The sequence below is a fragment of the Erythrobacter sp. THAF29 genome (genome assembly GCF_009363635.1).
Taxonomy (GTDB): domain Bacteria; phylum Pseudomonadota; class Alphaproteobacteria; order Sphingomonadales; family Sphingomonadaceae; genus Erythrobacter.
This window is the reverse complement of the sequence record NZ_CP045392.1, coordinates 1,724,326-1,746,997: the sequence shown is the minus strand read 5'-3', so window position 1 is coordinate 1,746,997 and position 22,672 is coordinate 1,724,326. Positions and strand designations below refer to the sequence as shown.

General features: G+C 60.7%; 17 protein-coding genes. 7 read left to right on the top strand and 10 right to left on the bottom strand.

The window, feature by feature from the left end; translation table 11 throughout:
* Positions 1–16 precede the first annotated feature (16 nt).
* From FIU90_RS08445 to FIU90_RS08415, 7 genes are all read left to right on the top strand, one after another.
* Complete coding sequence (locus FIU90_RS08445; RefSeq protein ID WP_234029691.1) at positions 17–1,300, top strand: APC family permease; 1,284 nt, start codon at positions 17–19, stop codon at positions 1,298–1,300.
* Positions 1,301–1,411: 111 nt separating this feature from the next.
* Complete coding sequence (locus FIU90_RS08440) at positions 1,412–2,161, top strand: glutaredoxin (RefSeq protein ID WP_172970222.1); 750 nt, start codon at positions 1,412–1,414, stop codon at positions 2,159–2,161.
* Entirely contained in the window at positions 2,158–2,571 is a 414-nt protein-coding gene (locus FIU90_RS08435; protein ID WP_086438290.1) for a potassium channel family protein, read from the top strand. The genes FIU90_RS08440 and FIU90_RS08435 overlap by 4 nt, the downstream gene beginning before the upstream one ends.
* Positions 2,568–3,095, top strand: a complete 528-nt coding sequence (locus FIU90_RS08430) for a DUF305 domain-containing protein (protein WP_007163851.1) — start codon at positions 2,568–2,570, stop codon at positions 3,093–3,095. The genes FIU90_RS08435 and FIU90_RS08430 overlap by 4 nt, the downstream gene beginning before the upstream one ends.
* On the top strand, positions 3,092–3,580 hold the full coding sequence (locus FIU90_RS08425; RefSeq protein WP_007163850.1) for a DUF6692 family protein: 489 nt from the start codon (positions 3,092–3,094) through the stop codon (positions 3,578–3,580). Before FIU90_RS08430 ends, FIU90_RS08425 begins: the two co-directional genes overlap by 4 nt.
* Positions 3,581–3,672: 92 nt before the next feature.
* A complete protein-coding gene (locus FIU90_RS08420; RefSeq protein ID WP_086438289.1) occupies positions 3,673–4,377 on the top strand; it encodes an NAD(P)-dependent oxidoreductase in 705 nt (234 codons plus the stop codon).
* 72 nt (positions 4,378–4,449) lie between these two features.
* Positions 4,450–5,802 (top strand): rhodanese-like domain-containing protein, encoded by a 1,353-nt coding sequence (locus FIU90_RS08415; protein WP_086438288.1) that lies wholly within the window; start codon positions 4,450–4,452, stop codon positions 5,800–5,802.
* An 11-nt stretch (positions 5,803–5,813) separates the two neighbouring features.
* Here the strand turns inward: FIU90_RS08415 and FIU90_RS08410 are convergent, their stop codons facing one another.
* The 10 genes from FIU90_RS08410 to FIU90_RS08365 form a co-directional block, all read right to left on the bottom strand.
* Positions 5,814–8,144 (bottom strand): heavy metal translocating P-type ATPase, encoded by a 2,331-nt coding sequence (locus FIU90_RS08410; RefSeq protein WP_152434347.1) that lies wholly within the window; start codon positions 8,142–8,144, stop codon positions 5,814–5,816.
* Between the two features lie 139 nt (positions 8,145–8,283).
* Positions 8,284–8,646 (bottom strand): copper-binding protein, encoded by a 363-nt coding sequence (locus tag FIU90_RS08405; RefSeq protein ID WP_172970324.1) that lies wholly within the window; start codon positions 8,644–8,646, stop codon positions 8,284–8,286.
* Entirely contained in the window at positions 8,643–11,810 is a 3,168-nt protein-coding gene (locus tag FIU90_RS08400) for an efflux RND transporter permease subunit (RefSeq protein WP_152434346.1), read from the bottom strand. The genes FIU90_RS08405 and FIU90_RS08400 overlap by 4 nt, the downstream gene beginning before the upstream one ends.
* A complete protein-coding gene (locus tag FIU90_RS08395; RefSeq protein ID WP_152434345.1) occupies positions 11,807–13,297 on the bottom strand; it encodes an efflux RND transporter periplasmic adaptor subunit in 1,491 nt (496 codons plus the stop codon). The genes FIU90_RS08400 and FIU90_RS08395 overlap by 4 nt, the downstream gene beginning before the upstream one ends.
* Complete coding sequence (locus tag FIU90_RS08390) at positions 13,294–14,529, bottom strand: TolC family protein (protein WP_152434344.1); 1,236 nt, start codon at positions 14,527–14,529, stop codon at positions 13,294–13,296. Before FIU90_RS08390 ends, FIU90_RS08395 begins: the two co-directional genes overlap by 4 nt.
* A gap of 121 nt (positions 14,530–14,650) precedes the next feature.
* Positions 14,651–14,923, bottom strand: coding sequence for a hypothetical protein (locus FIU90_RS15745; protein ID WP_234029460.1), 273 nt, complete (start codon positions 14,921–14,923; stop codon positions 14,651–14,653).
* A 193-nt stretch (positions 14,924–15,116) separates the two neighbouring features.
* Complete coding sequence (locus tag FIU90_RS08380) at positions 15,117–15,755, bottom strand: cation diffusion facilitator family transporter (RefSeq protein WP_152434343.1); 639 nt, start codon at positions 15,753–15,755, stop codon at positions 15,117–15,119.
* Entirely contained in the window at positions 15,752–18,244 is a 2,493-nt protein-coding gene (locus FIU90_RS08375; protein ID WP_152434342.1) for a heavy metal translocating P-type ATPase, read from the bottom strand. Before FIU90_RS08375 ends, FIU90_RS08380 begins: the two co-directional genes overlap by 4 nt.
* Positions 18,244–21,465 carry an efflux RND transporter permease subunit gene (locus tag FIU90_RS08370; protein WP_152435766.1) on the bottom strand — a complete coding sequence of 1,074 codons (3,222 nt, stop codon included), beginning with the start codon at positions 21,463–21,465 and terminating at the stop codon, positions 18,244–18,246. Before FIU90_RS08370 ends, FIU90_RS08375 begins: the two co-directional genes overlap by 1 nt.
* Before the next feature lie 46 nt (positions 21,466–21,511).
* Entirely contained in the window at positions 21,512–22,663 is a 1,152-nt protein-coding gene (locus FIU90_RS08365) for an efflux RND transporter periplasmic adaptor subunit (protein ID WP_152434341.1), read from the bottom strand.
* Between the last annotated feature and the right edge of the window lie 9 nt (positions 22,664–22,672).

Genomic DNA, 22,672 nt, shown 5'->3' with positions numbered 1-22,672 from the left:
GCTGGGCGGCGTTGCGATGGGTACCGGCGTCATGATCGGTGCCGGCATATTCGCGCTGACCGGGCAGATCGCCGAGCTCGCCGGTCCGCTCTTCCCCCTGTCTTTCATCGCCGGCGCGCTGGTAACTTCGCTGGCGGCCTACAGCTATATCAAGATGTCGAACAAATGGCCGTCTTCGGGCGGCATCGCGATGATCTTGCAGAAGGCCTACGGACCCGGCGTCATTGCCGCGTCGGCATCGCTCCTGATGGCTCTGTCGATGGTCATCAATGAAAGCCTCGTGGCCCGCACCTTTGCGACTTACGCGCTGCGCCCGTTTGGCCTCGAAAGCAGCGGGTGGCTCGTTTCGCTGGCAGCGCTTGCACTCATCATCTTCGCCTATCTCGTCAATGCAGCGGGCAACAAGTCGGTAAGCGGCTTCTCGCTCATCATGTCCGCCATCAAGATCGGCGGTATCGCGCTGTTCGCAGTCGCGGCGATCTGGGCCAGCGGATTTTCATCAGGCGCATTTTCGCAGTCCGTTTCGCTGACCAATGCAGAAGCCCTGCTCGCCTCGGTTGCTTTCTCGATCCTCGCCTTCAAAGGCTTCACCACGATTACCAATAGCGGCGGCGAAATCGTTGACCCGCACAAGAATGTCGGCCGAACCATCATGATCTCGATAGCCGTCTGCATCGTGATCTATCTGCTTGTCGCAGTGGCGGTGGGTTCGAGCCTGAGCATATCCGAGATCGTCGAGGCGCGCGATTATTCGCTCGCGGCTGCGGCGCGTCCGGCGCTGGGAGAACTGGGCTTCTATTTCACCGTGGCGATCGCGATCGCCGCCACCACTTCGGGCGTGATAGCGAGCGTATTTGCCGTGTCGCGCATGCTTGCGATGCTGACCGACATGAAGATGATCCCGCACAGCCATTTCGGCATGAGCGGCGGGATTCGCAGCCACATGCTGGTCTATACGGTGGTCATTGCCGGGACGCTTGCGGTCCTGTTCGATCTGTCAAGGATCGCCTCGCTGGGCGCCTTCTTCTACCTCGTCATGGATATGCTGGTTCACTGGGGCGTCCTGCGCCACCTGCGCAAGGAAGTCGGCGCGCGCGCAACAATACTTCTTACAGCACTCGCGGCAGATGGCGTGGTCCTTGCAGCCTTTACCGCGGCCAAATTGCGCAGCGATCCTGCCGTTGTCGCCTATGCGGCGATCGGCATCGTCGCAGTCTTCATGGGAGAATGGATTTACCTTTCGGACAATTCCGAAGCGCCCGCTTCTCACAAAGATGATCGGTCAGAAGAGAAGAGTTGATGGCAACTTTTCGCTGGGCCTTGAGGCTCTTGCAGCGGGGTTTTTCGAAACCGTTCACCGAAAACCGGCGTTGAGCACGAGACACGTCAGGCAAAACAGATGGAGCGATTCATGACGACCCGAACAGCGGCGGTCTACCGCATGGTCATGGAGGACCATGTCTGTCCCTATGGCATCAAGACGGTCGATCTTCTCAAGCGGCAAGGTTTCGAGGTCGACGATCATCACCTGACCAGCAGGGAGGAAACCGACGCATTCAAGGACAAGCACAACGTCGAGACCACCCCGCAGACCTTTATCGAAGACAAGCGCATTGGCGGCTATGACGATGTCCGCGAGTTCTTCGGCAAGAGCCGTTCGCAGCCAGAGGAAGGCGAGACCAGCTATCAGCCGGTCATTGCGATTTTCGCGGTCGCGCTTCTGCTCGCGCTCGGACTGAGCTGGGCTTTTTTTGATAACCTCTTCACTGTCCGGGCCGCCGAATGGTTCGTGAGCCTATCGATGACCCTGCTCGCCGTTCAGAAGCTTCAGGACGTGCGCAGTTTCTCGACGATGTTCCTCAACTACGACCTACTCGCACGGCGCTGGGTGCCCTATGGCTTCGTCTACCCGTTCGGCGAAGCCGCTGCCGGCATTCTCATGACCGCGGGCGCGCTGACCTGGCTCTCGGCCCCGCTGGCATTGTTCATTGGCACCGTCGGCACTGTCAGCGTCTTCAAGGCTGTCTACATCGACAAGCGTGAGCTCAAATGCGCTTGCGTCGGTGGGGGCAGCAATGTGCCGCTCGGCTTCGTCTCGCTGACCGAAAATCTGTTCATGATCGGAATGGGTCTGTGGATGGGCGCGAAGCTTCTCGCATGATCACCGCGCTCCTTCTCGCCGTCTTTCTGTTCCTTGCAGCCGTCGCTTCCCACCTTGCCATTCTGGGTGTCGGCCACCGGCTTCTCGATCGCCGCCGCGATACGCTGGGAAAGCTTGCAGTCTCGCTACTCGTGCTCGCGTCGCATTTCCTGGTCGCGATCCTTTTTGCCGCAGGTTTCTGGCTGGGCGCGCAATGGGGCCTGGGAGGGTTCGACAAGGCGCCTTCCATGCACTGGATGGACTACTTCTATTTCTCGCTCATCAACGTGACCACACTGGGCTTGGGCGACATTTATCCGACCGAGCACCTGAGAGTTCTCGCCGGCGTCGAGGCCCTTACCGGCTTCGCTCTCATCAGCTGCTCGGCGCAGCTATTCTGGACCATGATGCAAAAAGGAGAAAAAGCATGACCGAAAAGACCTCCCACTCGGACAAGGGAGGGGGCGGCAGCTACTGGCGATTCATGGCCATGGTGTCGACCTCGACCGTGATCATGTTCTTCCTGATGTATGCCAACACCTTTACCGTCGATGATCTTTTCTGGAGCGAAACGCGCTTCTGGATGATGTTCGTCATGGGCGCGATGATGATGGTTGTCATGCTGCTCTTCATGTGGGGCATGTACAAGGACCGGACCAAGAACTTGATCATCCTGGGCGTCGGGGCCTTTGTGTTCGCGCTCGCACTATGGCTGGTGCGCAGCCAGACCACCGTTGACGATACCGAATATATGGCAGCAATGATCCCGCACCACTCAATCGCGATCATGACCAGCGAACGCGCGAGCCTGAAAGATCCTCGCGTGCGCGAACTCGCGCAGGCCATCATTGTCGCACAGCGCCGCGAAATCGCCGAGATGAAATACCTCATAGACGATATCGAGCAGAACGGTCCTCGAACCGAAGAACGCCTGCCCGAGGAGATGCAGCCATGAACAAGATAGCTTTCACGGCGCTCATCGCGCTGCCGCTTGCCGCCTGCAATTCGAACACCGCTCCGGGCAACGACCGCGAAGCCCAGCTCGACCCGCCTGCCACTGCCGCGCCGATCGAGGACGCGGCCAGTGCACTGGCAAATGTTGACCCGGGCCTCATGCTTCCCGGGACCATGAATGACGCGGACCTTGCTGCTCTGGGCGCAGGACAGGCCTGCCAGTTCCGCCTGACCGAAGTGGCCTTTCCCTCGTTTGTCTATGACGGTGACGGGGGCGGAGCGATCAAGATCAATGGCAAATTGATCCCCGTGACCGCCGATGGCCCTGGCAGCTATGCGAACGGCGAGCTTCGGATCAAAACCCGCATGCTGGATGATGAAGGCGATGCGGGCCTGCAAATGCAGGAGATGATCGTGGCAGCACCAAGAGCCAAGGATGAGTTCGGCTTTTGGGGTTATACCACCTGTCCGGCCGACGGAGCCTGATACTGGCAGGGCGCATGGGCGGGCCGTCGGCTAACCCATGCGCCCGCGCCTCCGCCCTTCGTCGCCCTCACCATTTTTACAGGAACAAGCAGATGACCGATACGAGGCCCATCGCTGTCTTCGGCGCAGGCGGGAAGACCGGCACCGAGCTCTTGAGGCGTGCCATTGCCCGAGACATACCGATCCGCGCCTTTGAACACACCGTGCCTGGGCCAGGCGAGCGGGTGGGCGACTTCGAATATATCGAATGCGATGTGCTGTCGGATAATTTCGCGGGCGATCTCGATGGCTGCCGCGCGGTTATCTCGACCCTCGGTGTCGCTTTCGGTCCGGGCAATGCGATCGATCCACCGCCGCTCTATACCGATGGCACGCGCAACCTGCTCGAGGCGATGGCACAAGCGAAGATCGACCGCATTGCCGTAATCTCCGCTGCCTTCGTCGAACATCAGTCGAGCGTCCCGGCCTGGTTTGAACTCACTGCCAAGCCTGCATTGTTCAATATACTCGAGCAGATGCGCTCCATGGAAGTGATGCTCAGCGACGCCCAAGGTATTAAATGGACGGCCGCACGGCCGGGCTGGCTGCTGGATGAGCCTTACACTGGCGACGCCGTGATTACGGACGAGCGGCTGGCGGAAGGCTGTTTCCGGTGCCGTCATGCTGATCTCGCGGCGAGCCTGCTTGAATTCGTGTGCGAAGACACCTGGATCAACGCAAAGCCTGCCATCGGCAGGCCCGAAGCCGAACGTTTCGAAAGTCCTGGTGCCATCAAGGCCGAACTCGGTATCGATTGAGCGTCGTATCATTTATCGTTCTGTAACAAGCCCGAACGTTACAAGTTTTGAGCAACAGACAAGGAAAATTGTATGTTTCTGGAGAAGATCAAAACCCCTGGCCTCTCGCACCTTTCCTACATCATCGGTTCGGGCGGACAGGCAGCGGTCATCGATCCGCGCCGGGACTTCGAGGTCTATGTCGAAAGGGCCCGGGCTGAAGGGCTGGAGATAACGCATATCTTCGAAACCCATCGCAATGAGGATCTGCTCAGCGGCTCGCCGATCCTTGCGGACTTGACTGGTGCGACGGTTCACCACGGTCCCAATCCGGCCGGAAACGTGGCCTTCGCCAACACTACGCGCGAAGGCGATTGTTTCGAGCTGGGTCAATTGAAGATCGAAGTGCTTGAAACACCTGGACACACCGACGATCATCTCGCTTTCGTCATCCATGACAGCGAATATTCCGAGGGACCGGTCGGCGTCTTTACCGGCGATGCCTTGTTCGTCGGCGATGTCGGACGCACCGATTTCTATCCCGAGCGCAAGGAAGAAGTCGCGGGCCTTCTTTTCGACTCCCTGCAGAAACTTTGCCGCCTCGGCGACCAGGCGATCATCTACCCGGCGCATGGTGCGGGCTCGGTCTGCGGGTCGGGAATGGCGGACCGGGAATTCTCGACAATCGGCCACGAGCGGCGCAACAACCCGCGCCTGCGCATCTCCGACCGCGATGAGTTCATCAAGGCGAAGGTAGCAGAACACCACTACCAACCTCCCTATTTCCGGCTGATGGAACGGCTTAACCTCGAAGGGGCCGATGCCGCGCCGCGGATTATGCGGCCAAGGCGTCTGGGGCTGGACGACCTTCGCGAGAGCGGCGCCGATCACCTGGTCGATGTGCGCGAGCCGCTCGCCTATGCCGCCGGTCATATGCCGGGTGCCATGTGCCTTCCGGTGGGAATGATACCGGCCTTTGCCGGATGGTTCCTCGGTGAAGGCGACAGGATTGCCCTCGTCGCTTCCGAGGAAGACCAGCTAGCCCACGCCATGGCCCATCTGGTGCGCATCGGTCTCGATAATGTTGTCGGCGGCTATGTCGGCGTGGTTCCAGCCGCTGCTCAGGGCAAAGCGATGCGCAGCATTCCCATGATTGGCACCGAGGAAGTCGCGCGCAGGCTCGATCAAGACAGCTGCGAATGGACTTTGCTCGACGTGCGCGACGCGGACGAACGACAAGATGCAAGCATCGACGGGTCAGAGCATATCTATGTTGGCGAGCTCAACAAGCGATGGAAAGAGCTCGACCGCGACCGCCACTACACGCTGATGTGCGCGAGCGGCATGCGGGCGAGCGTTGCGGCAGGCTGGCTCGCAAGCCAGGGCTTCAAGCGCCTCGACATCTATCTCGGTTCCATGGGCGCTTGGAAAAACGCGCATGGCTGAAGTTTGGCCTGTCAGACTTCGAGGCGCAGACCCCGCAGCCGCAGCGCATTGCCTATCACCGATACGGAAGAGAGGCTCATGGCTGCGGCCGCAATCATCGGGCTGAGCAGCACTCCGAAGAAGGGATACAGCACGCCTGCCGCGACCGGAATGCCGAGTGTGTTGTAAGCGAAGGCGAAAAACAGGTTCTGCCGGATGTTGCGCATCGTCCCACGCGACAGCACGATGGCCTGCACCACTCCTGTCAGGTCGCCGCGAACCAGCGTCACGCCTGCGCTTTCGATTGCGACATCGGTGCCGGTGCCCATCGCAATACCAACATCGGCGGCAGCCAGCGCAGGAGCATCGTTGATCCCGTCCCCGGCCATGCCGACCCGGCGACCTTGCGCTTTCAGCTCTTCGATCTTGCGGTGCTTGTCTTCGGGCGAGACATTCGCATGCACTTCGTCGATTCCCATTTCACGGGCGACCGCTTCGGCAGTGCCGCGGCTGTCGCCCGTGAGCATAACGACCCGGATATCGCGCTTGTGCAGTGCCGCAATGACCGCTGCACTGGTAGGCTTGATCGGATCGGCCACCGCGATGAGCCCTGCCGGACGGCCATCGAATGCCACGAACATCACTGTTTGACCCTGCCTGCGGCCACTTTCGGCCGTGCCGAGCCAGGCCTCGTCATCGATCCCGACGCGCCGCATCATCTTCTCATTGCCGATCGCAACCCGGCGGCCCTGGACATTGGCTTCAACACCTTCCCCGGTCGTCGAAGCGAGATCCGTGGCATTGGCGGGCGAGACCCCGCGCGTCCGCGCACCTTCGACGATGGCGTGGGCCAGCGGATGTTCGCTCCCCATTTCGACGCCTGCAACCGCAGCCAGGAAATCGGCTTCGTCGATTCCTTCTGCTGGCGTCACCGCCACCAGATCGGGCTTGCCCATCGTCAACGTGCCGGTCTTGTCGACCACTAGCGTATCGATCTTCTCGAGTGTCTCCAGCGCCTCGGCATTGCGGATCAGGATGCCATGCTGGGCACCCTTGCCCGTGCCGGTCATGATCGACATCGGCGTAGCGAGACCAAGCGCGCAGGGACAAGCGATGATCAGGACCGCAATGGCATTGACCAATGCGTAGGCAAGCGCAGGTGCGGGACCCCAGATTCCCCAGACCACGAAGGTGGCGATGGCTATCACCACCACCGCAGGCACAAACCAGCCCGCCACCTGATCCGCCAGTCGCTGGATCGGTGCGCGGCTGCGCTGCGCCTCGGCCACCATCTGGACGATCTTGGACAGCATCGTGTCTTTGCCCACACCGGTCGCGCGCATGACGAACCCGCCAGTCTGGTTGACCGTGCCGCCAATGACTGTGTCGCCAGCCTGTTTGGCGACCGGCAGCGGTTCGCCGCTGATCATGGATTCGTCGATGGCGCTCGATCCCTCTTCGATCTCGCCATCGACCGGAACCTTATCGCCCGGTCGAACGCGCAGACGATCGCCTGTGGCCAGCTGGTCGAGCGGCACCTCGCGCTCATCGCCGGAGCCGAAGATCTTGACCGCGCTGGGCGGCGCCAATTCGAGCAATGCGCGCAAGGCGCTCGAGGTCGAGCCCCTGGCCTTGAGCTCGAGGACCTGTCCGAGCAAAACGAGTGTGGTTATGACCGCTGCCGCCTCGAAATAGATCCCGACCCGTCCCGAATGGTCGCGGAACGCCGCAGGGAACAGATCGGGCGCGACCGTCGCCACCACGCTGAACAGATAGGCGATGGCAACGCCAAACCCGATCAGCGTGAACATGTTGAGATTGCGCGTCTTGAGCGACTGGACGGCCCGAACGAAGAACGGCCAGGCTCCCCAAAGAACAACCGGTGTGGCAAGGGCAAACTGCGCCCATTGCGCCCAGGCAGGTTCGATCAGCCGGTCGAAACTGAGCCCCGGTGCCATGTCGCTCATCGCGTAGACGAACAGAGGCAGCGTGAGCAGCGCGCTCCACCCGAACCTACGCCGCATGTCGACCAGTTCGGGATCGGGGCCATCGTCTAGCGAAACCGTTTCCGGTTCGAGCGCCATGCCGCAAATCGGGCATGAACCCGGCCCGGGCTGGCGGATTTCAGGGTGCATCGGGCAGGTGTAGATCGTGCCTTCGGGCACATCCTCGACCGCGTCGAGATGCGCGCCCGAGAGATAGAGCTCGGGATCGGTGACGAACTTGTCGTGACATCGCGGCGAACAAAAATAGTGCTCGGCCCCCGCATGCTTCGCGATATGCTCTGCTCCGTCGATCGCTACGCTCATGCCGCAGACGGGATCGATGGCGGTGCCTTCGAGCAAGCTTGCGTCCGTGCTCATCGCTCTTCCTTTCTCACTCTACAGCAGACCTCTTACAGCCTTGTGCCGAATACCTTCGAATTGCCGTCACGATACCAGATTCCGGTCGCCCCGCATCTCATTGGGCGGCACCAGGTTTGCCAGGCACCACCCAACCGACTCACTGCTTCGTGATCGACGTGATCACATTGCCTTCAGAACCAGTACGAAATTCAAAGGCAATTCCCTCACCGACGCTTACTTCGCTGCGCAGTTGTTCATCGGCTCCAAAAGCCATGGTCATCGCAGGCCATTCGATCGCCGGGACCGGACCGTGGTCGACGGTTATCGTGCCCGCTTCGGCATCGATTGCAGTGACCGTGCCTTCTGCGTTGGCGGTTTGCATTCCGCTGCCAGGTTCCATCATCGGCATATCTTCGCCGTCCATCATTTCATTCTCTGCCATCGGCATGTCGTTCATCTGGGCAGTGTCCTGGCCAGAATCGCAGGCCGCCATCGCCAGCGGAAGGGCCAGTAGGCTCATGAGGGTTGTGGTACGCATTCTTCTTCTCCTTGGGGTTGGGTTGGCCGTTCGGGCCGGGGGCGCCGCATCAACAAATATGCGGCGGGGATAACGAACATCGAAAGCAGCGGTGCGGTGATCATGCCGCCCACCATCGGCGCGGCGATGCGGCTCATGACCTCCGAACCTGCGCCGGTTCCAATGAGGATAGGGAAGAGACCGGCAAGAATGACGGCCACGGTCATCGCCTTGGGACGCACGCGCAGAAGAGCACCCTCCCTGATGGCTTCGCCCACGCCGTCCGCATCGAGGGCACCGCTGCGCCGGGCCAGCGCAGACTTGAGGTAGATCAGCATGATGACGCCGAACTCGGCAGACACACCGGCAAGCGCAATAAAACCCACCGATGTCGCAACAGACTGGTTGTAGCCCATCAGATAGAGCAGCCAGAAGCCGCCGGTGAGGGCAAAGGGCAGTGTGCCCATAACAAGTAGCGCTTCGTCGAAGCGGCGGAAGATCAGGTACAGCAAAACGAAGATGATGCCGAGCGTCGCGGGAACGACGACCTGCAACCGCTCATTGGCGCGGGTGAGATATTCAAACTGGCCCGCGTAAGAGATGCTCACACCGGCAGGCAGATCGACGCCCTCTGACACCGCCTCCTGAAGATCGCTTACGACCGAAGTAAGATCGCGCCCGCGCGTGTCGACATAGACCACGCTGATAAGACGGCCCTGCTCATTCTTGAGCATGGGGGGGCCATCGCTGACGCTCACCTGCGCTACGGTGCCGAGCGTAATTTGCTGGCCAGAGGGGGTTAGCAAAGGCAGCGCGCGCAGTTCTCCGAGACTGTCGCGGATCTCGCGCGGATAGCGGACATTGATAGGATATCGCGCCAATCCTTCGACTGTCCGTCCGATATTCGCGCCGCCGATCGCGCCTGACACAATTTGCTGAACATCGGCGATATTCAGCCCGAAACGCGCCGCAGCGACCCGGTCGATGTCCACATCGACATAGCGGCCTCCCGAAAGACGCTCTGCCAATGCGGAGCTGACGCCAGGAACCTGTTTTGCGACATTCTCGACCTGCAAAGCTACGCGCTCGATTTCGGCAAGGTCCTCGCCGGACACTTTCACGCCGATCGGGCTTTTGATACCGGTCGCGAGCATATCGATGCGGTTGCGGATCGGGGGCACCCAGACATTGGCGAGTCCCGGCACCTGCACAGCACGATCGAGCTCGTCGACGAGCTTCTCTGGCGTCATGCCCGGCCGCCAGTCTTCGCGCGGCTTGAACCGGATGGTTGTCTCGAACATCGTGAGCGGCGCGGGGTCGGTCGCTGTATCGGCCCGCCCCGCTTTTCCGAAAACGGTGTCGACTTCCGGTACGGATTTGATCAGTCGGTCCGTCCGCTGAAGCAATGCGGACGCTTCACCAGGAGACAGGCCAGGCAGAGCGCTCGGCATGTAGAGGAGATCGCCTTCATCGAGCGGGGGAAGAAATTCTCCTCCAAGACGGGTGAACGGGATCAGCGCTGTAAGGAATACCAGTCCGGCCACAACCAAAGTGGTTTTCGGTCGGCGCATTACCCAATCAAGACCGGGCCGGTAGGCGTTGGTCAGCAAGCGATTGAGGACGTTGGTGTCCTCCTTGGGTATCTTCCCGCGGATCAGCCAGCCCATCAGAACGGGAACCAGCGTCACCGACAGAATGGCGGCCGCCGCCATGGCATAGGTCTTGGTAAAGGCCAGTGGGGAGAAGAGCCGCCCTTCCTGCGCCTGCAGAGTAAACACCGGCAGGAACGATAGGGTTATGATCAGGAGGCTGAAAAACAGCGCTGGCCCCACCTCTTTCGATGCGTCCGCAATCAGTTTCCAGCGCTCATCGTTGGACATCTTCTCGTCGGGATGGTCCTCTTCCCAATGCTCGATATGCTTGTGCGCGTTCTCGATCATGACGATGGCAGCGTCGACCATCGCGCCGATTGCGATGGCGATGCCGCCCAAGGACATGATGTTCGCATCGACCCCCTGGAACCGCATCACGATAAAGGCCGCCAGCACCCCCAATGGAAGCGTGACGATCGCCACCAATGCTGATCGCACATACCACAGGAACAGCGCGCAAACGATCGCGACGATGATAAATTCGGCGATGAGTTTTCCGGTCAGGTTTTCGATCGAGGCGTCGATCAGCTTCGAACGATCATAGGTCGTGACAATCTCGACCCCTTCAGGAAGACTGGCCTGGAGCACGTCGAGCTTCTCTTCGACAGCCGCGATCGTTGCCCGCGCATCCTCGCCTTGTCTAAGCACAACAATACCGCCTGCGACTTCGCCTTCGCCATTGAGTTCGGCGATTCCTCGCCGCATTTCGGGGCCAAGCTGGATCGTGGCGATATCGGATAGAGTAACCGGTATACCGTTCCCGACTGATTTGAGAGGGATCTGCCGGAAGTCGTCGAGAGACGTGAGATAGCCTGAAGCGCGGACCATAAACTCGGCCTCGCCCATTTCGACCACCGATCCGCCAGCCTCTTGATTGGAAGCTTGTATGGCGCGCACGACATCGCTGTAAGTGACGCCAAGCGAAGCCATGCGATAAGGCTCCAGGACGACCTGGTATTGCTTGACCATGCCGCCGACGCTGGCGACCTCTGCGATGCCCGGAATGGTCTGCAGCTCATAGCGCAAGAACCAGTCCTGAAGGCTCCGAAGGCCAGCAAGGTCGCTGTTCCCCGTTCGGTCAACCAGCGCATATTCGTAAATCCAGCCTACGCCCGTCGCGTCCGGCCCGAGCGAGCTGGTCACTCCGTCGGGCAATTCGTTTTGCACCTGGTTGAGATATTCGAGCACGCGCGAACGCGCCCAGTAGAGGTCCGTCCCATCCTCGAAGATCACGTAGACGAAGCTGTCGCCGAACATCGAATAGCCGCGCACTGTTTCCGCGCCCGGCACCGAGAGCATCGTCGTTGCGAGCGGATAGGTGACCTGGTCCTCGACGATGCGCGGAGCTTGCCCCGGATAATTCGACCGCACCACGACCTGCACATCAGACAGATCTGGGATCGCATCGACAGACGTTGCGCGCACCGCCCAGAAGCCGGCGAGCGCGACCGCGAAGGCCGCCAGAACGATGAAAAACCGATTGGCGATCGAGGCATCGATTATGCGCGCGATCATCGGTCGGTCTTCCGAATGGATTCGATGCGCGGACCGGTGTCGTGCTGCGAGAAGGTAAACTCGACCTTGTCGCCCGGTTCAATACCGTCAACTAGAGCGGCGTCGGCGAGGGCGAAGGGCATGACCATGCTTGGCCATTCGAGGGCGGGAACCGGCGCGTGGTTGAGAGTGATCGAAGCACCAGCGATTTTCGTCACTCTTCCCGTAGCGGTGTATGCCCTCATCTTTGGCGAGCCGTCCGACGCCATGCTCATGGTCCCATCGATCGACCTGACGTCGATCCCGCCAAGACTTGCTTCGGAGTCGATCAGGAACTGACCTGAAGTGACGACCTGCTCGCCCTCCGCAAGGCCTGCGAGTATCTCTGTCCTGCCATTCGCTTCGCGCCCGATTTCGACCTCGGCAGGCAGGAACGCGCCTTCATCCTGCTTGAGCATCACGAGATTTCGGCGTCCGGTTCGAATGACCGCCTCCGACGGTACCAGCAAGGCTCGCCGTGTGTCGGGTGAAAGCGACACCTGCGCGAACATCCCTGGTTTCAACCTGCTGCGCGGATTGGGTAGCTCAGCCCGGACGGTGATGGTTCGGCTCGCGGCATCGGCGCTTGGAAGGATGGCAACAATCCGTCCCGCAAATCGCTGATCCGGATACGCTGCCAGGGTCGCACTGATGGGCTGGCCCTGCCGGACATTTGCGGCCTGGGCTTCAGGAACCGAAGCTTCAAGCCATATCGGCGAAAAGCCCGTAATCTCGGCCAAAGTCTGACCTTCCATTACAGTCATGCCGGAGCGCACCCCAAGCATTGTTACGGCACCGCCCACCGGAGCCGTGACGGTGATCGTGTTTTGGGCTCTGCGTGTGCGTTCGACCGATGCGATCATTGCGTCGTTCATTCCAAGCAATCGCATGCGCTGCCGCATCGCATCTGCCAGCGCCCGATCGCCAGTATTGAGCACAGCAATGTACTCGCGCTGCGCGCCGCCCCAATCAGGGACCAAAATATCGACGATCGGAGCGCCGCGACTGACGACATCGTCCTGCGTAAGGCCATAGGTGCGTTGGACGTAGCCCCCCGCGCGCGGCTGGACGATAGCTATATCCCTGCTGTTGTATGCGAGGACACCCGTAACGGTGATCTCCGGTTCGAGAACGCCGAACTCGGCTGCTGCGGTGCGAATTCCGAAATTCTGCACAAGGCCGGGATCAATCCGGACGCCCGCTTCCGCAGCTTCTCCGGCGCACTTGGGAACCAGCATCATGTCCATGAAGGGCGACTTACCGGGCTCGTCAAAACGTTGTCCGGGCACCATCGGATCGTACCAATAAAGCACATCCTCACAGTCAGTATCCGTCGGCGAGCCAGCTCCGCTGCTCTCGCCGCCGAGCATGTGAAGACCGTAGCCAGCAGCCAGGCTGACAAGGGCAATACCTAGCCCAGCCGCAAACATGCGTCGGCGCTGCGTAAATCGTTCGAGCACGGAGTTCATGGCCTGCCCTCCCCGTATGTGAGTTGTAGCTCGACCGCCGCCTGCACGGCCGCCTGTTCGCGTTCGAGAATTTCCAGCTCGAGCAAGGCAAGTGCGGATTTCGCCGCAATCACATCGACGAGATCGGCACGCCCGGCCGCAAAGCTGGCTGTCTCGAGGTCAACGCGGTCACGCGCGAGCGGAAGAAGTTCATCACGCGCGCGGCGCCATTGGCGCATAGTGCTGCGCCAAGTGGCGAGATCGGCTTCGAAATCCGCGACCAGCGCGCGTCTGCGATCCTCGCGTTCGGCCAAAGCGGCAGCGGCATCGGCTTCGGCGGCGGCGATGCGCGGATTCTGCCGCCGGTCGGTGAAGATCGGAAGAGTAATCGACCCCATGACCGACACCGCATCGCCAAACGCCTGGTCGCGACGACCATAGTTGACGCTCACCCCAAAATCCGGCCTCTTTTCAGCGCGAGCGAGCGCGACACCGGCTTCGGCCCGGTCTCGTTCCGCATCGGCCAGAATGAGTTCGGGATTCCCTTCCAGTTCGAAGCGAAGCTGGTTTTCATCCAGAGCCGCCGTGGGAGCCTCACCCAAGGCAACCGGGTCAGGGAACGGTATGTATCGGGAAAGCTGCGCTTGCGCCGTCTCGCGCTCGGCCTCGATCGACGTCGCTGCATCCTCGATCCCAAGCAATTCGCGCCGTATCACGAGGCTTTCGGCCGGGCGGGCCGAGCCCGACGCAACTGCGCTATTGGCAACAGGGATGAAGGCTCGCAGCTCATCGAGCGCTGTGCTGGCGAGATCGAGGCGTTCTTGCGCGTAGAACAAGCTGACCCAAGCGGTTCCAGCGCTTGCGAGAAGATTGCGCTCCGCCATACCGAGCCGTGCTTCCGCCACCCGAACTTCGGAACTGGCAACGCCATACCTCGCCCGTCGCCGCGCAAGATTGGGTATCTCCTGCTCGATACCGATGGCGACTTGCGTAGGAAGTTGCCGGTCAAGCTCGAACGCCGCGGGTCCGCTTACCGGAAGGTTCATAACCCCTGCGCGTAAACGCGGGTCGGGAAGCTCGTCCGCCGCTTCCGCAGCCTCGCGCCGTGATTGTACACGCAGCGCGCCAGCTTCCAAAACGGGTTGCTCGCCCCGCACCGCTGCAAGTGCTTCCTCGTATCCGACAGACTGCGCTTGCGCAGCTTGCGCGGCGAGCAGTGCCGAAAACGGCACCCAGCCAATTCGCCAATCCATAATTCTCACTCTTTCAAAGCGAACTGGCCGGGAACGACTTCGGCGTACGCGTCAATCGACACGGCGCAAGTCAAGTAATCCGTCAAGCTCGCAAACGGCGCAGAGCACCGCCCGGGAAATGCTAGATGGTGAGTTCGGTTTGTGGAGGCGGAGATTCCGGCGGTCGAGGCTGGCTGTCGAGCCTGTTGGCGCTAGCGGCCAGATACGTAGGCGCAACAGGAAACGGTCCTGCATGCGCCAGTCCCGGACCCGCAAGCGCCAGCGGTGGCAGGCAATTCATGGCTACGAGACAATCGAGGCTCATCTCGCAGCATGAGCCATGCTGTTCGGCCGGGTCCGTTTCGGAAACCATCTGTTCGGGCATCGCGTGTTCAGACATGCCGTGCTCGGCCATGCCTTGCGCCATTTCAGCACAATCAGCCGACCCAGCCATTTCGCTCTGCGGAACGGCCGCCTGCGCAGCAACCTGCACAAGCAGTCCAAAGCTGAAGCAAATCAGGGTCAAGGCGCGAACAAATTTCACGAAGCTGCGATAGTCTGAATAAGGAGCCGAGGCAATCCAGCGGCCAAAATGCAAAATTCGAGCATCATCTTCGGAATTCGTCGCCTTTGATATGTTGGGTGCCCGCTTCCTCATGCTTATCCCTGTGCGCATCGCGAAGGATATCGATCCCGCCATACAGGGCGATGCCAGCAACCGCGATCCCAACCACGAGATCCGGCCAATTTGCGCCTGTAAGCATAACGATGATCCCGGCGACGATGATACCGCCGTTCGATATGAAATCGTTAAAGCTAAACGTGGTCGCTGCGCGCAGATTGACATCCTTTTGCTGAAGCTTCTGGAGCATGCGCAGGCATATGAGGTTCACCACCGCCGCGATGCCCGCCATGGCGATCATCATCAGGCCGCCCGGCTCGGAGCCTTCGATGAAACGCCTGACGGCATCGGCGATAACGCCTCCGGCGAAGACTAGGAGCATAATGCCTGAGAAACGCGCGGCCCCTCGTTTCCAGGATTGCGAACGGGTGAGAGCCAGAAGACTGAGCGCGTAGACAAATGCATCGGATGAATTGTCGAGCCCGTTGGCCAAGAGCGCGTTCGAGTCCGCAAAATAGGCAACGACAAAGAAACCAACCGCGATTGCGACGTTGAGCCACAATACGATCCACAATGTGCGTCGTTTGTCCGCCGAATCCAGATCGAAGTCATCGTTGCAGCTCATACTGGCTTCTCCGCTATGTCTTTTGTGCTGCCCTTCTCTTTATACGCCAGAAGCCGGAGCGCATTGGCGACCACGATCAGCGTTGATCCCTCGTGAACCGCGACAGCGGGGCCTATCCCGAGACCGAAAATGGTTGCCGGGATGAGCACGACAACAATTCCAAGACTGACGATCATATTCTGCCGGATGATCGACCGGGTCTGTCGGCTCAGATCGACGGCGAAAGGCAGTCGGGCGAGATCATCGGCCATCAGCGCGACATCGGCTGTCTCCAATGCAACGTCCGATCCGGCAGCCCCCATTGCTATCCCGACGGTGGCATTCGCCATGGCCGGAGCGTCATTGACCCCGTCTCCGACCATCGCAACCTTGTCCTGGCCGGCAAGCTTGCGGATGGCCTTGACCTTGTCATCGGGCATGAGATTGCCCCAGGCCTCGTCGAGGCCGACTTCCGTTCCAACCGCATCGGCCACTCTTTGGTCGTCGCCCGAGATCATGATCATTCGGGTGATCCCGAGGCCGCGCAACGCTTCGAGCGTCGCCTTTGCCGCCGCTCGCGGCGTGTCGAGCAAGCCGATCGCTCCGAGATCGCGCGTTTCCGAGCGAACGCCCATTGTCGTTCGCCCGCGCTCGCGCATGCCCTCGATAGCATCCGACAGTTCGGCACTGAGCGGAGGGACCCCGTCTTGCCCGAACATTTCGAGCTTTCCGATCCACACCCGCTCACCGCCGACAAGCGCGGTGATGCCCTTGCCTGTGAAGCTTTCGAGATTGGTAGCTTCGGGCAGAGTCTCATCGCCAAGCCGCTGCTTGCCGTCCCTGACAATCGCCTGTGCCAGGGGATGATCGCTCAGATTTTCAGCCGCCGAAGCAATCGCAAGCAGTTCGTTTTCAGATACACCCTGCTCGGGTTCGACATCGGTAATGCGGGGTTCGCCTTCGGTAAGAGTACCGGTCTTGTCGAACGCGATGGCCTTGAGCGCACCGAGATCCTCGAGCGGCGCGCCGCCCTTCACCAGAATGCCGCTGCGTGCAGCTCTGGCCACTCCGGACAAGACCGCGCTCGGGGTCGCGATCGCCAAAGCGCACGGGCTCGCAGCCACAAGCACCGCCATCGCCCGGTAGAAACTGTCGCGGAACGGCTCGTCGATGACAACCCATGCGAAAAGGAGCAGGCCGGCCAGAGCGAGCACGGCAGGCACGAAAATTCGCTCGAAGCGCTGCGTGAAGCGCTGGGTAGGAGATTGCTGAGCCTCGGCTTCGCTCACCATTTGGACGACCTTGGCTAGGGTCGTATCGCTCGATCGCCGGGTCACTTCCACTTCGAGTGCGCCCGATCCGTTGATCGTCCCCGCGAAGACGCGATTGTCATCCGCAAGATTGTCAGGATTGGCGCGCGCAGAAGCGACATCCGAAACCGCGCTCTTGTCGACCGGCACGCTTTCGCCGGTCACCGGAGCCTGATTGATGGCACTGACGCCGTCCAGGATGAAGCCATCAGCCGGAAGGCGTTCGTTCGGACGCACGATTACCACGTCGCCTAGCGCAAGCTCCTCGACCGGGATCTCAACTACGTCAGTTCCGCGCTTTACCCGTGCGGTGTCCGGGGCAAGCCCGGCGAGCGCTTCGATAGCTTTCTTCGCGCGCCCCATCGCGTAGTGTTCGAGCGCGTGGCCGAAACTGAACAGGAACAGCAGTAGCGCGCCTTCGGCCCATTCCCCGAGAAAGGCGGCGCCCGCAGCGGCGACAAGCATGAGGCTGTCGATTTCGAACCGGCGGAGGCGCAAATTGTCCCACGCCTCTCGGAGAGTGAAGAAGCCTCCGAAGAAATATGCCGCTATATAGCAAGCGAACGGCAGCCAGACCGGATGCCCGTCCCACAGTTTCTCGATCCCGAAGCCGATGGCGAGAAATGCGCCCGAAGCGAGCGAGAAAAAGAGTTCAGTATTAGCGCCGAAGATGCCGCCGTGACTGTGCCCGGAATGATCTTTATCGTCATGGCGGTGTTCTTCAGCATCCCTGGCATTTGCGGCGATTTTGTCGGCCTTGATTGAAACCCCCAGTTCTTGCAGCGCATTGGCAATCGCGGTCTCATCGGTACGCCGGCGGTCGAACTCGGCGACCAGCTTTCCGCTCGCATCGGCATTTGCTTCAAGTACGCCGGATTCGCGGGCTACCAGATCTGCGACCGTCTGCGCCCGGCGCACCGAATTAATGCCCTCGGTTTGCCACACAACATGCCCGTAGCGCCCGGAAATTTCCGCTCCTGCTACGTGCGCAAGTTCTCTGATCCGCGCGATCGTGAGACGATCGGGATCGTAAGATATTGCAAGCTGGGCAGGTGTACTGTTCGATCCTGCAAGGACCTCGACCCCATGCACCCCGGCCCGCGAACTGAGCAACGACTGCAGCCGAGCGATACATCTGTCGGTGTCGCTCGGAATGTCCGGGAGAAGCGACGATAGTTCGAGTTCGATATTCCGTGTCACTAGCTGTCGCTCCTCGCTGCTGCTGATGTCTCAACCTGGGTCGCGCGCGGTTTTCTCGCGAAGATCAGGCTTACAATGGCTGGCAATACGAACAGGGTGAGCGCGGTGGCGGTGATCAACCCGCCAATGACAACCGTAGCCAATGGACGTTGCACTTCGGCCCCGGTTCCCGTCGCAAGCGCCATCGGAACAAAGCCGAGCGATGCGACAAGCGCTGTCATCAACACTGGCCGCAGCCGTGCGATCGCGCCCTCGATGATCGCGTCGCCCAGTTCCAAGCCTTGCTCGAGACGCTGCTTGATCGCTGTGATCATGACGAGGCCGTTCAGCGTCGCAACTCCGGAGAGAGCAATGAACCCCACCGCTGCCGAGATGGAAAAAGGCATGCCGCGCAGAGCCAGGAAAAAGACCCCGCCAGCCAGTGCCATAGGGATTGCGCTGAACACCGCCAGCGCAGGGACCCAACCGCCGACCGCCAAATACAGGAGCAACAAGATGACGCCGAAGGCGAGCGGAACCACGATCAGCAGACGCTGCTGAGCCTGTTGCAGGTTCTGGTACTGACCGCCCCATTCGATGAACGATGCGGACGGCAAATCAACATTCGCGGCAACCTCGGACTGTGCCTGCTCGACGAATGACCCAAGATCACGTTCACGAACGTTGGCGGACACAATCACCAGCCGGCGACCCTGCTCGCGCCGGACCTCGGCCAAGCCATCGATCACCTGAAACTTTGCCACTGCGCGCAACGGCACGGTTCCTCCATTGGGAAGCACGATCGGCAATGATCCGAGCTGGTCGAAGTCATTGCGATTTGCATCCGATAGCCTGACCACGACATCGAAACGTCGATCGCCTTCGAACACCAGCCCTGCGTTTCGACCTCCAAGCGCTATGGCAACGGACTGCGCCACGTCTTCGACCGTGAGGCCGTAGCGCGCAATCGTTGGCCTATCGAAGGCTATATCGAGCGTCGGAAAACCCGAAACCTGCTGGACCTTCACATCGGCCGCGCCCTCGACACCGCGGAGCACGACCGCGACCTGGTTTGCAGCCGCAGTCATGGCCGTGAGATCATCGCCGTAGAGTTTGATCGCGACATCGCCGCGAACGCCTGCGATAAGCTCGTTAAAGCGCAGCTCGATGGGCTGGCTGAATTCATAGAGATTGCCAACGAGATTGCCGAGCGCCTCTTCCATCTCGCTTACAAGTTGATCCTTAGACAGCGAGGGGTCAGGCCATTCTTCGCGCGGTTTGAGGATAACATAGGCATCCGAGATGTTCGGCGGCATGGGGTCGGTCGCGACCTCTGCCGTGCCGGTGCGCGAAAATACCAGCTCAACCTGCGGGAATTGCTTCAATCGCGCTTCAACCTGGCGCTGCATTGTAAGCGACTGCTCCAGTGGGGTGGAAGGAATACGCAATGACTGGACAGCCAGATCACGCTCGTCGAGCTGCGGTGTAAATTCGCTGCCGATGAAGCTGAAGACAAGCGCCGCGAGCGCGAACACGCCGACTCCGGTACCGATGACAGGCCATGGACGGGCAAGCGCTCTGCGCAGCAGCGGACCATAGCGCTCCTTTGTCATTCGGATGGGCTTTGCTTCCTGTTCGTTGATTTTCTTGTTCAGCAAGAGAGCGATCATCGCTGGGACGAAAGTAAGCGAGAGTATGAATGCCGAGGCAAGTGCCAGCATCACCGTGATGGCCATGGGCGAAAATGTCTTGCCCTCAACCCCGGTGAAGGTGAGGAGCGGCGCAAAAACCAGAAAGATGATCGCCTGGCCATACACCGTTGGCTTGATCATCTCATGCGCCGCTGCCCGCGTCTCGGCAAGGCGTTCGCGCAGTGTGAGCAAACGTCCCTCGTGCTCCTGCCTTGCGGCGAGGCGCGCGATGCTGTTTTCGACGATGATGACAGCGCCATCGACAATCAGGCCGAAATCAAGCGCACCAAGACTCATCAGATTGCCAGATACGCCAAGCCGGTTCATGCCAATAGCTGCCATCAGCATCGACAAAGGGATGACCAGAGCTGCAATGATCGCGGCGCGGATGTTTCCAAGCAGCAAGAACAAAATAACGATGACGAGAAGCGCGCCCTCGACAAGGTTGTTGCGTACCGTCACGATGGTCGCATCGACGAGTGTCGAACGGTTGTAGACGATCTCCGCCTCAACTCCTGCTGGAAGCGACGACCGTACCTCGTCGAGCCTGTCGGCAGCACCCGCAGCTACGGTGCGGCTGTTTTCGCCTGCGCGCATCAGCACAGTACCCACGACGGCTTCCTCGCCATTCAGCGAGGCTGCACCAGTGCGGAGATCGCCGCCAATCTCGACCGTTGCCACGTCGCCGACGCGGATCGGCACACCTTCGCGCGTTGCCACCACTGCCTGCGCAATGTCTTCTACGGAATTCAGCCGGGAATCGACCCGTGCAAGAAGAGCTTCGCCAGCCCGTTCGACAAAGTTGGCGCCTTCGGCCTGGTTCGCCGCTTCCAGCGCGGTAATCAGCTGGTCGAGCGAAACGCCGTAGCCGTTGAGGCGGTCGGGGTCTGGCTGCACCAGGTACTGCTTCTCAAAGCCACCGATCGAGTCCACGCCCGCCACGCCGTTGGCCGAACGCATCAGCGGCGCGACGACCCAATCCTGTACCGTACGCAGATAGGCGGCTCTCGCCACCGCCGTGTCCAATCGCTCGCCCCGGTCCGTGACAAAGCTGCCGTCATTCTGCCAGCCAACAGCACCACCCTTGGGCGCATCGGTTCCGCCCGGATGCTCAAACTCGATGGTATACATCAACACCTCGCCGAGACCGGTCGCAATCGGACCCATCGACGGCTCCGCGCCTGCAGGAAGCGAAGAGGCGAGCGTGGCGAGCCGTTCCTCCACCTGCGATCGCGCGAAATAGATATCCGTGCCTTCCTCGAAGATCGCCGTGACCTGGCTAAAGCCATTGCGCGAGATCGAGCGGGTCATCTCCAGTCCCTCGATTCCGGCCATGCCGGTTTCGACAGGGAAGGTTACCTGCGTTTCGATCTGCGAGGGCGAGAGCGCCGGTGCCTCGGTGTTGATCTGCACCTGAACATTGGTGATGTCCGGCACCGCATCGATGGGCAATCGGGCGAGATTGAAAGCCCCCCAAATCGCTACGCAGAGGGCCAGAACCACGACCGCCCAGCGGTTTCGAACAGACCAGTCTAGGACGCTGCCAATCACGCCATCATGGCTGCTGCGCTCCTCCTCGAAGCCGCTTTCAGACCGATCAATGTCCATGTTCGGCCTCCTCTTTTCCGAGTTCGGCTTTGAGCAGGAAGGCGTTTTCGGTCGCGATCCGCTGGCCATTCTGCAATCCGGACTCGATCACGATGCGCCCTCCCGAGCGCGATCCCGTCACGACAGGCATCGCCCGAAAGCCGGTACGCGTGCGAACGAACACCACTTCACGGCCTTCGACCATCTGAACTGCGGATTCAGGCACCGAGATCAAGGTCGCATCGGTTTCACCTGAGGGCCGGATGCGCGCCTGCAAGAATGCGCCTGGCTGCAATCCGGGGACCGCTCCAGCGAGCGAAATAACTGCGGTTGCGCTGCGGCTTTCCGGATCGAGCGCGGGGGTTATCGAGCGCACACGTCCGCCGATCTCCCGCTCCTCTCCGAATTCCAGCGTTGCCTCGTCGCCGGGCCTAATTTTCGCAGCATCACTGGCGGGCAGAGCAACCTGCACTTGCAAGCCGCTCGCGTTCACGATCTGGAACATCTCTTCACCGGCGGAGACGTAGGAGCCAAGCACGATCGGCGCGCTGGTGATCTGCCCTGAAATCGGACTCGTCACGGCCAGCGAACGTCCATCCCCGCTGACACCAGCAGCGGCGGATGCAGCTTGTGCGCGTGACAGCTCCGATCTTGCCACTTGCAGATTGGCCTGCGCCGCTTCGAGATCCTGCCGGGCCGTCACATTGGCCTCGAACAGCCGCTTTTCGCGGTCGTAGAGCGCAGACAGTTCATTGACCCGCGCACGCGCGGCAGCGACCTGCGCAGCCAGTCCGGCAGCATCAGCGCTCTCGATCCGCGCGATCGCCTCCCCCTGCCTGACATAATCGCCCAGCATCTTGTTCACGCTCCTCACCACACCGGATGCACGCGCATCGATCCGTGCGCTGGCATTCGGCGCCGCGGCGACGGTCGCTGGGAATACAAGCTCCGTTGCTGCGCCGAATTGGACAGCTTCGATTTCTATCGACGAAGCTGCGATCTGCTTCGCGTCGATCAGCAGAACGCCTTCGGGGACTTCGCTCTTTTCACCTTGTTCCGCTTGCTGGTCGGGCCCGTTTGAGTCAGCGGGCCAGAAGACCGAGGCCAAGGCGGCCAGCAAGATCAGGACACCGATTACGGCGATCAAATGGCTACGTTTCATGGAAATGGG

Bases quoted from the DNA above. Each gene is read 5' to 3' on its own strand.
- FIU90_RS08445 (WP_234029691.1), top strand. From the start codon at position 17: ATGGGTACCGGCGTCATGATCGGTGCCGGCATATTCGCGCTGACCGGG.
- FIU90_RS08440 (WP_172970222.1), top strand. From the start codon at position 1,412: ATGACGACCCGAACAGCGGCGGTCTACCGCATGGTCATGGAGGACCAT.
- FIU90_RS08435 (WP_086438290.1), top strand. From the start codon at position 2,158: ATGATCACCGCGCTCCTTCTCGCCGTCTTTCTGTTCCTTGCAGCCGTC.
- FIU90_RS08430 (WP_007163851.1), top strand. From the start codon at position 2,568: ATGACCGAAAAGACCTCCCACTCGGACAAGGGAGGGGGCGGCAGCTAC.
- FIU90_RS08425 (WP_007163850.1), top strand. From the start codon at position 3,092: ATGAACAAGATAGCTTTCACGGCGCTCATCGCGCTGCCGCTTGCCGCC.
- FIU90_RS08420 (WP_086438289.1), top strand. From the start codon at position 3,673: ATGACCGATACGAGGCCCATCGCTGTCTTCGGCGCAGGCGGGAAGACC.
- FIU90_RS08415 (WP_086438288.1), top strand. From the start codon at position 4,450: ATGTTTCTGGAGAAGATCAAAACCCCTGGCCTCTCGCACCTTTCCTAC.
- FIU90_RS08410 (WP_152434347.1), bottom strand. From the start codon at position 8,144: ATGAGCACGGACGCAAGCTTGCTCGAAGGCACCGCCATCGATCCCGTC.
- FIU90_RS08405 (WP_172970324.1), bottom strand. From the start codon at position 8,646: ATGAGCCTACTGGCCCTTCCGCTGGCGATGGCGGCCTGCGATTCTGGC.
- FIU90_RS08400 (WP_152434346.1), bottom strand. From the start codon at position 11,810: ATGATCGCGCGCATAATCGATGCCTCGATCGCCAATCGGTTTTTCATC.
- FIU90_RS08395 (WP_152434345.1), bottom strand. From the start codon at position 13,297: ATGAACTCCGTGCTCGAACGATTTACGCAGCGCCGACGCATGTTTGCG.
- FIU90_RS08390 (WP_152434344.1), bottom strand. From the start codon at position 14,529: ATGGATTGGCGAATTGGCTGGGTGCCGTTTTCGGCACTGCTCGCCGCG.
- FIU90_RS15745 (WP_234029460.1), bottom strand. From the start codon at position 14,923: ATGGCCGAGCACGGCATGTCTGAACACGCGATGCCCGAACAGATGGTT.
- FIU90_RS08380 (WP_152434343.1), bottom strand. From the start codon at position 15,755: ATGAGCTGCAACGATGACTTCGATCTGGATTCGGCGGACAAACGACGC.
- FIU90_RS08365 (WP_152434341.1), bottom strand. From the start codon at position 22,663: ATGAAACGTAGCCATTTGATCGCCGTAATCGGTGTCCTGATCTTGCTG.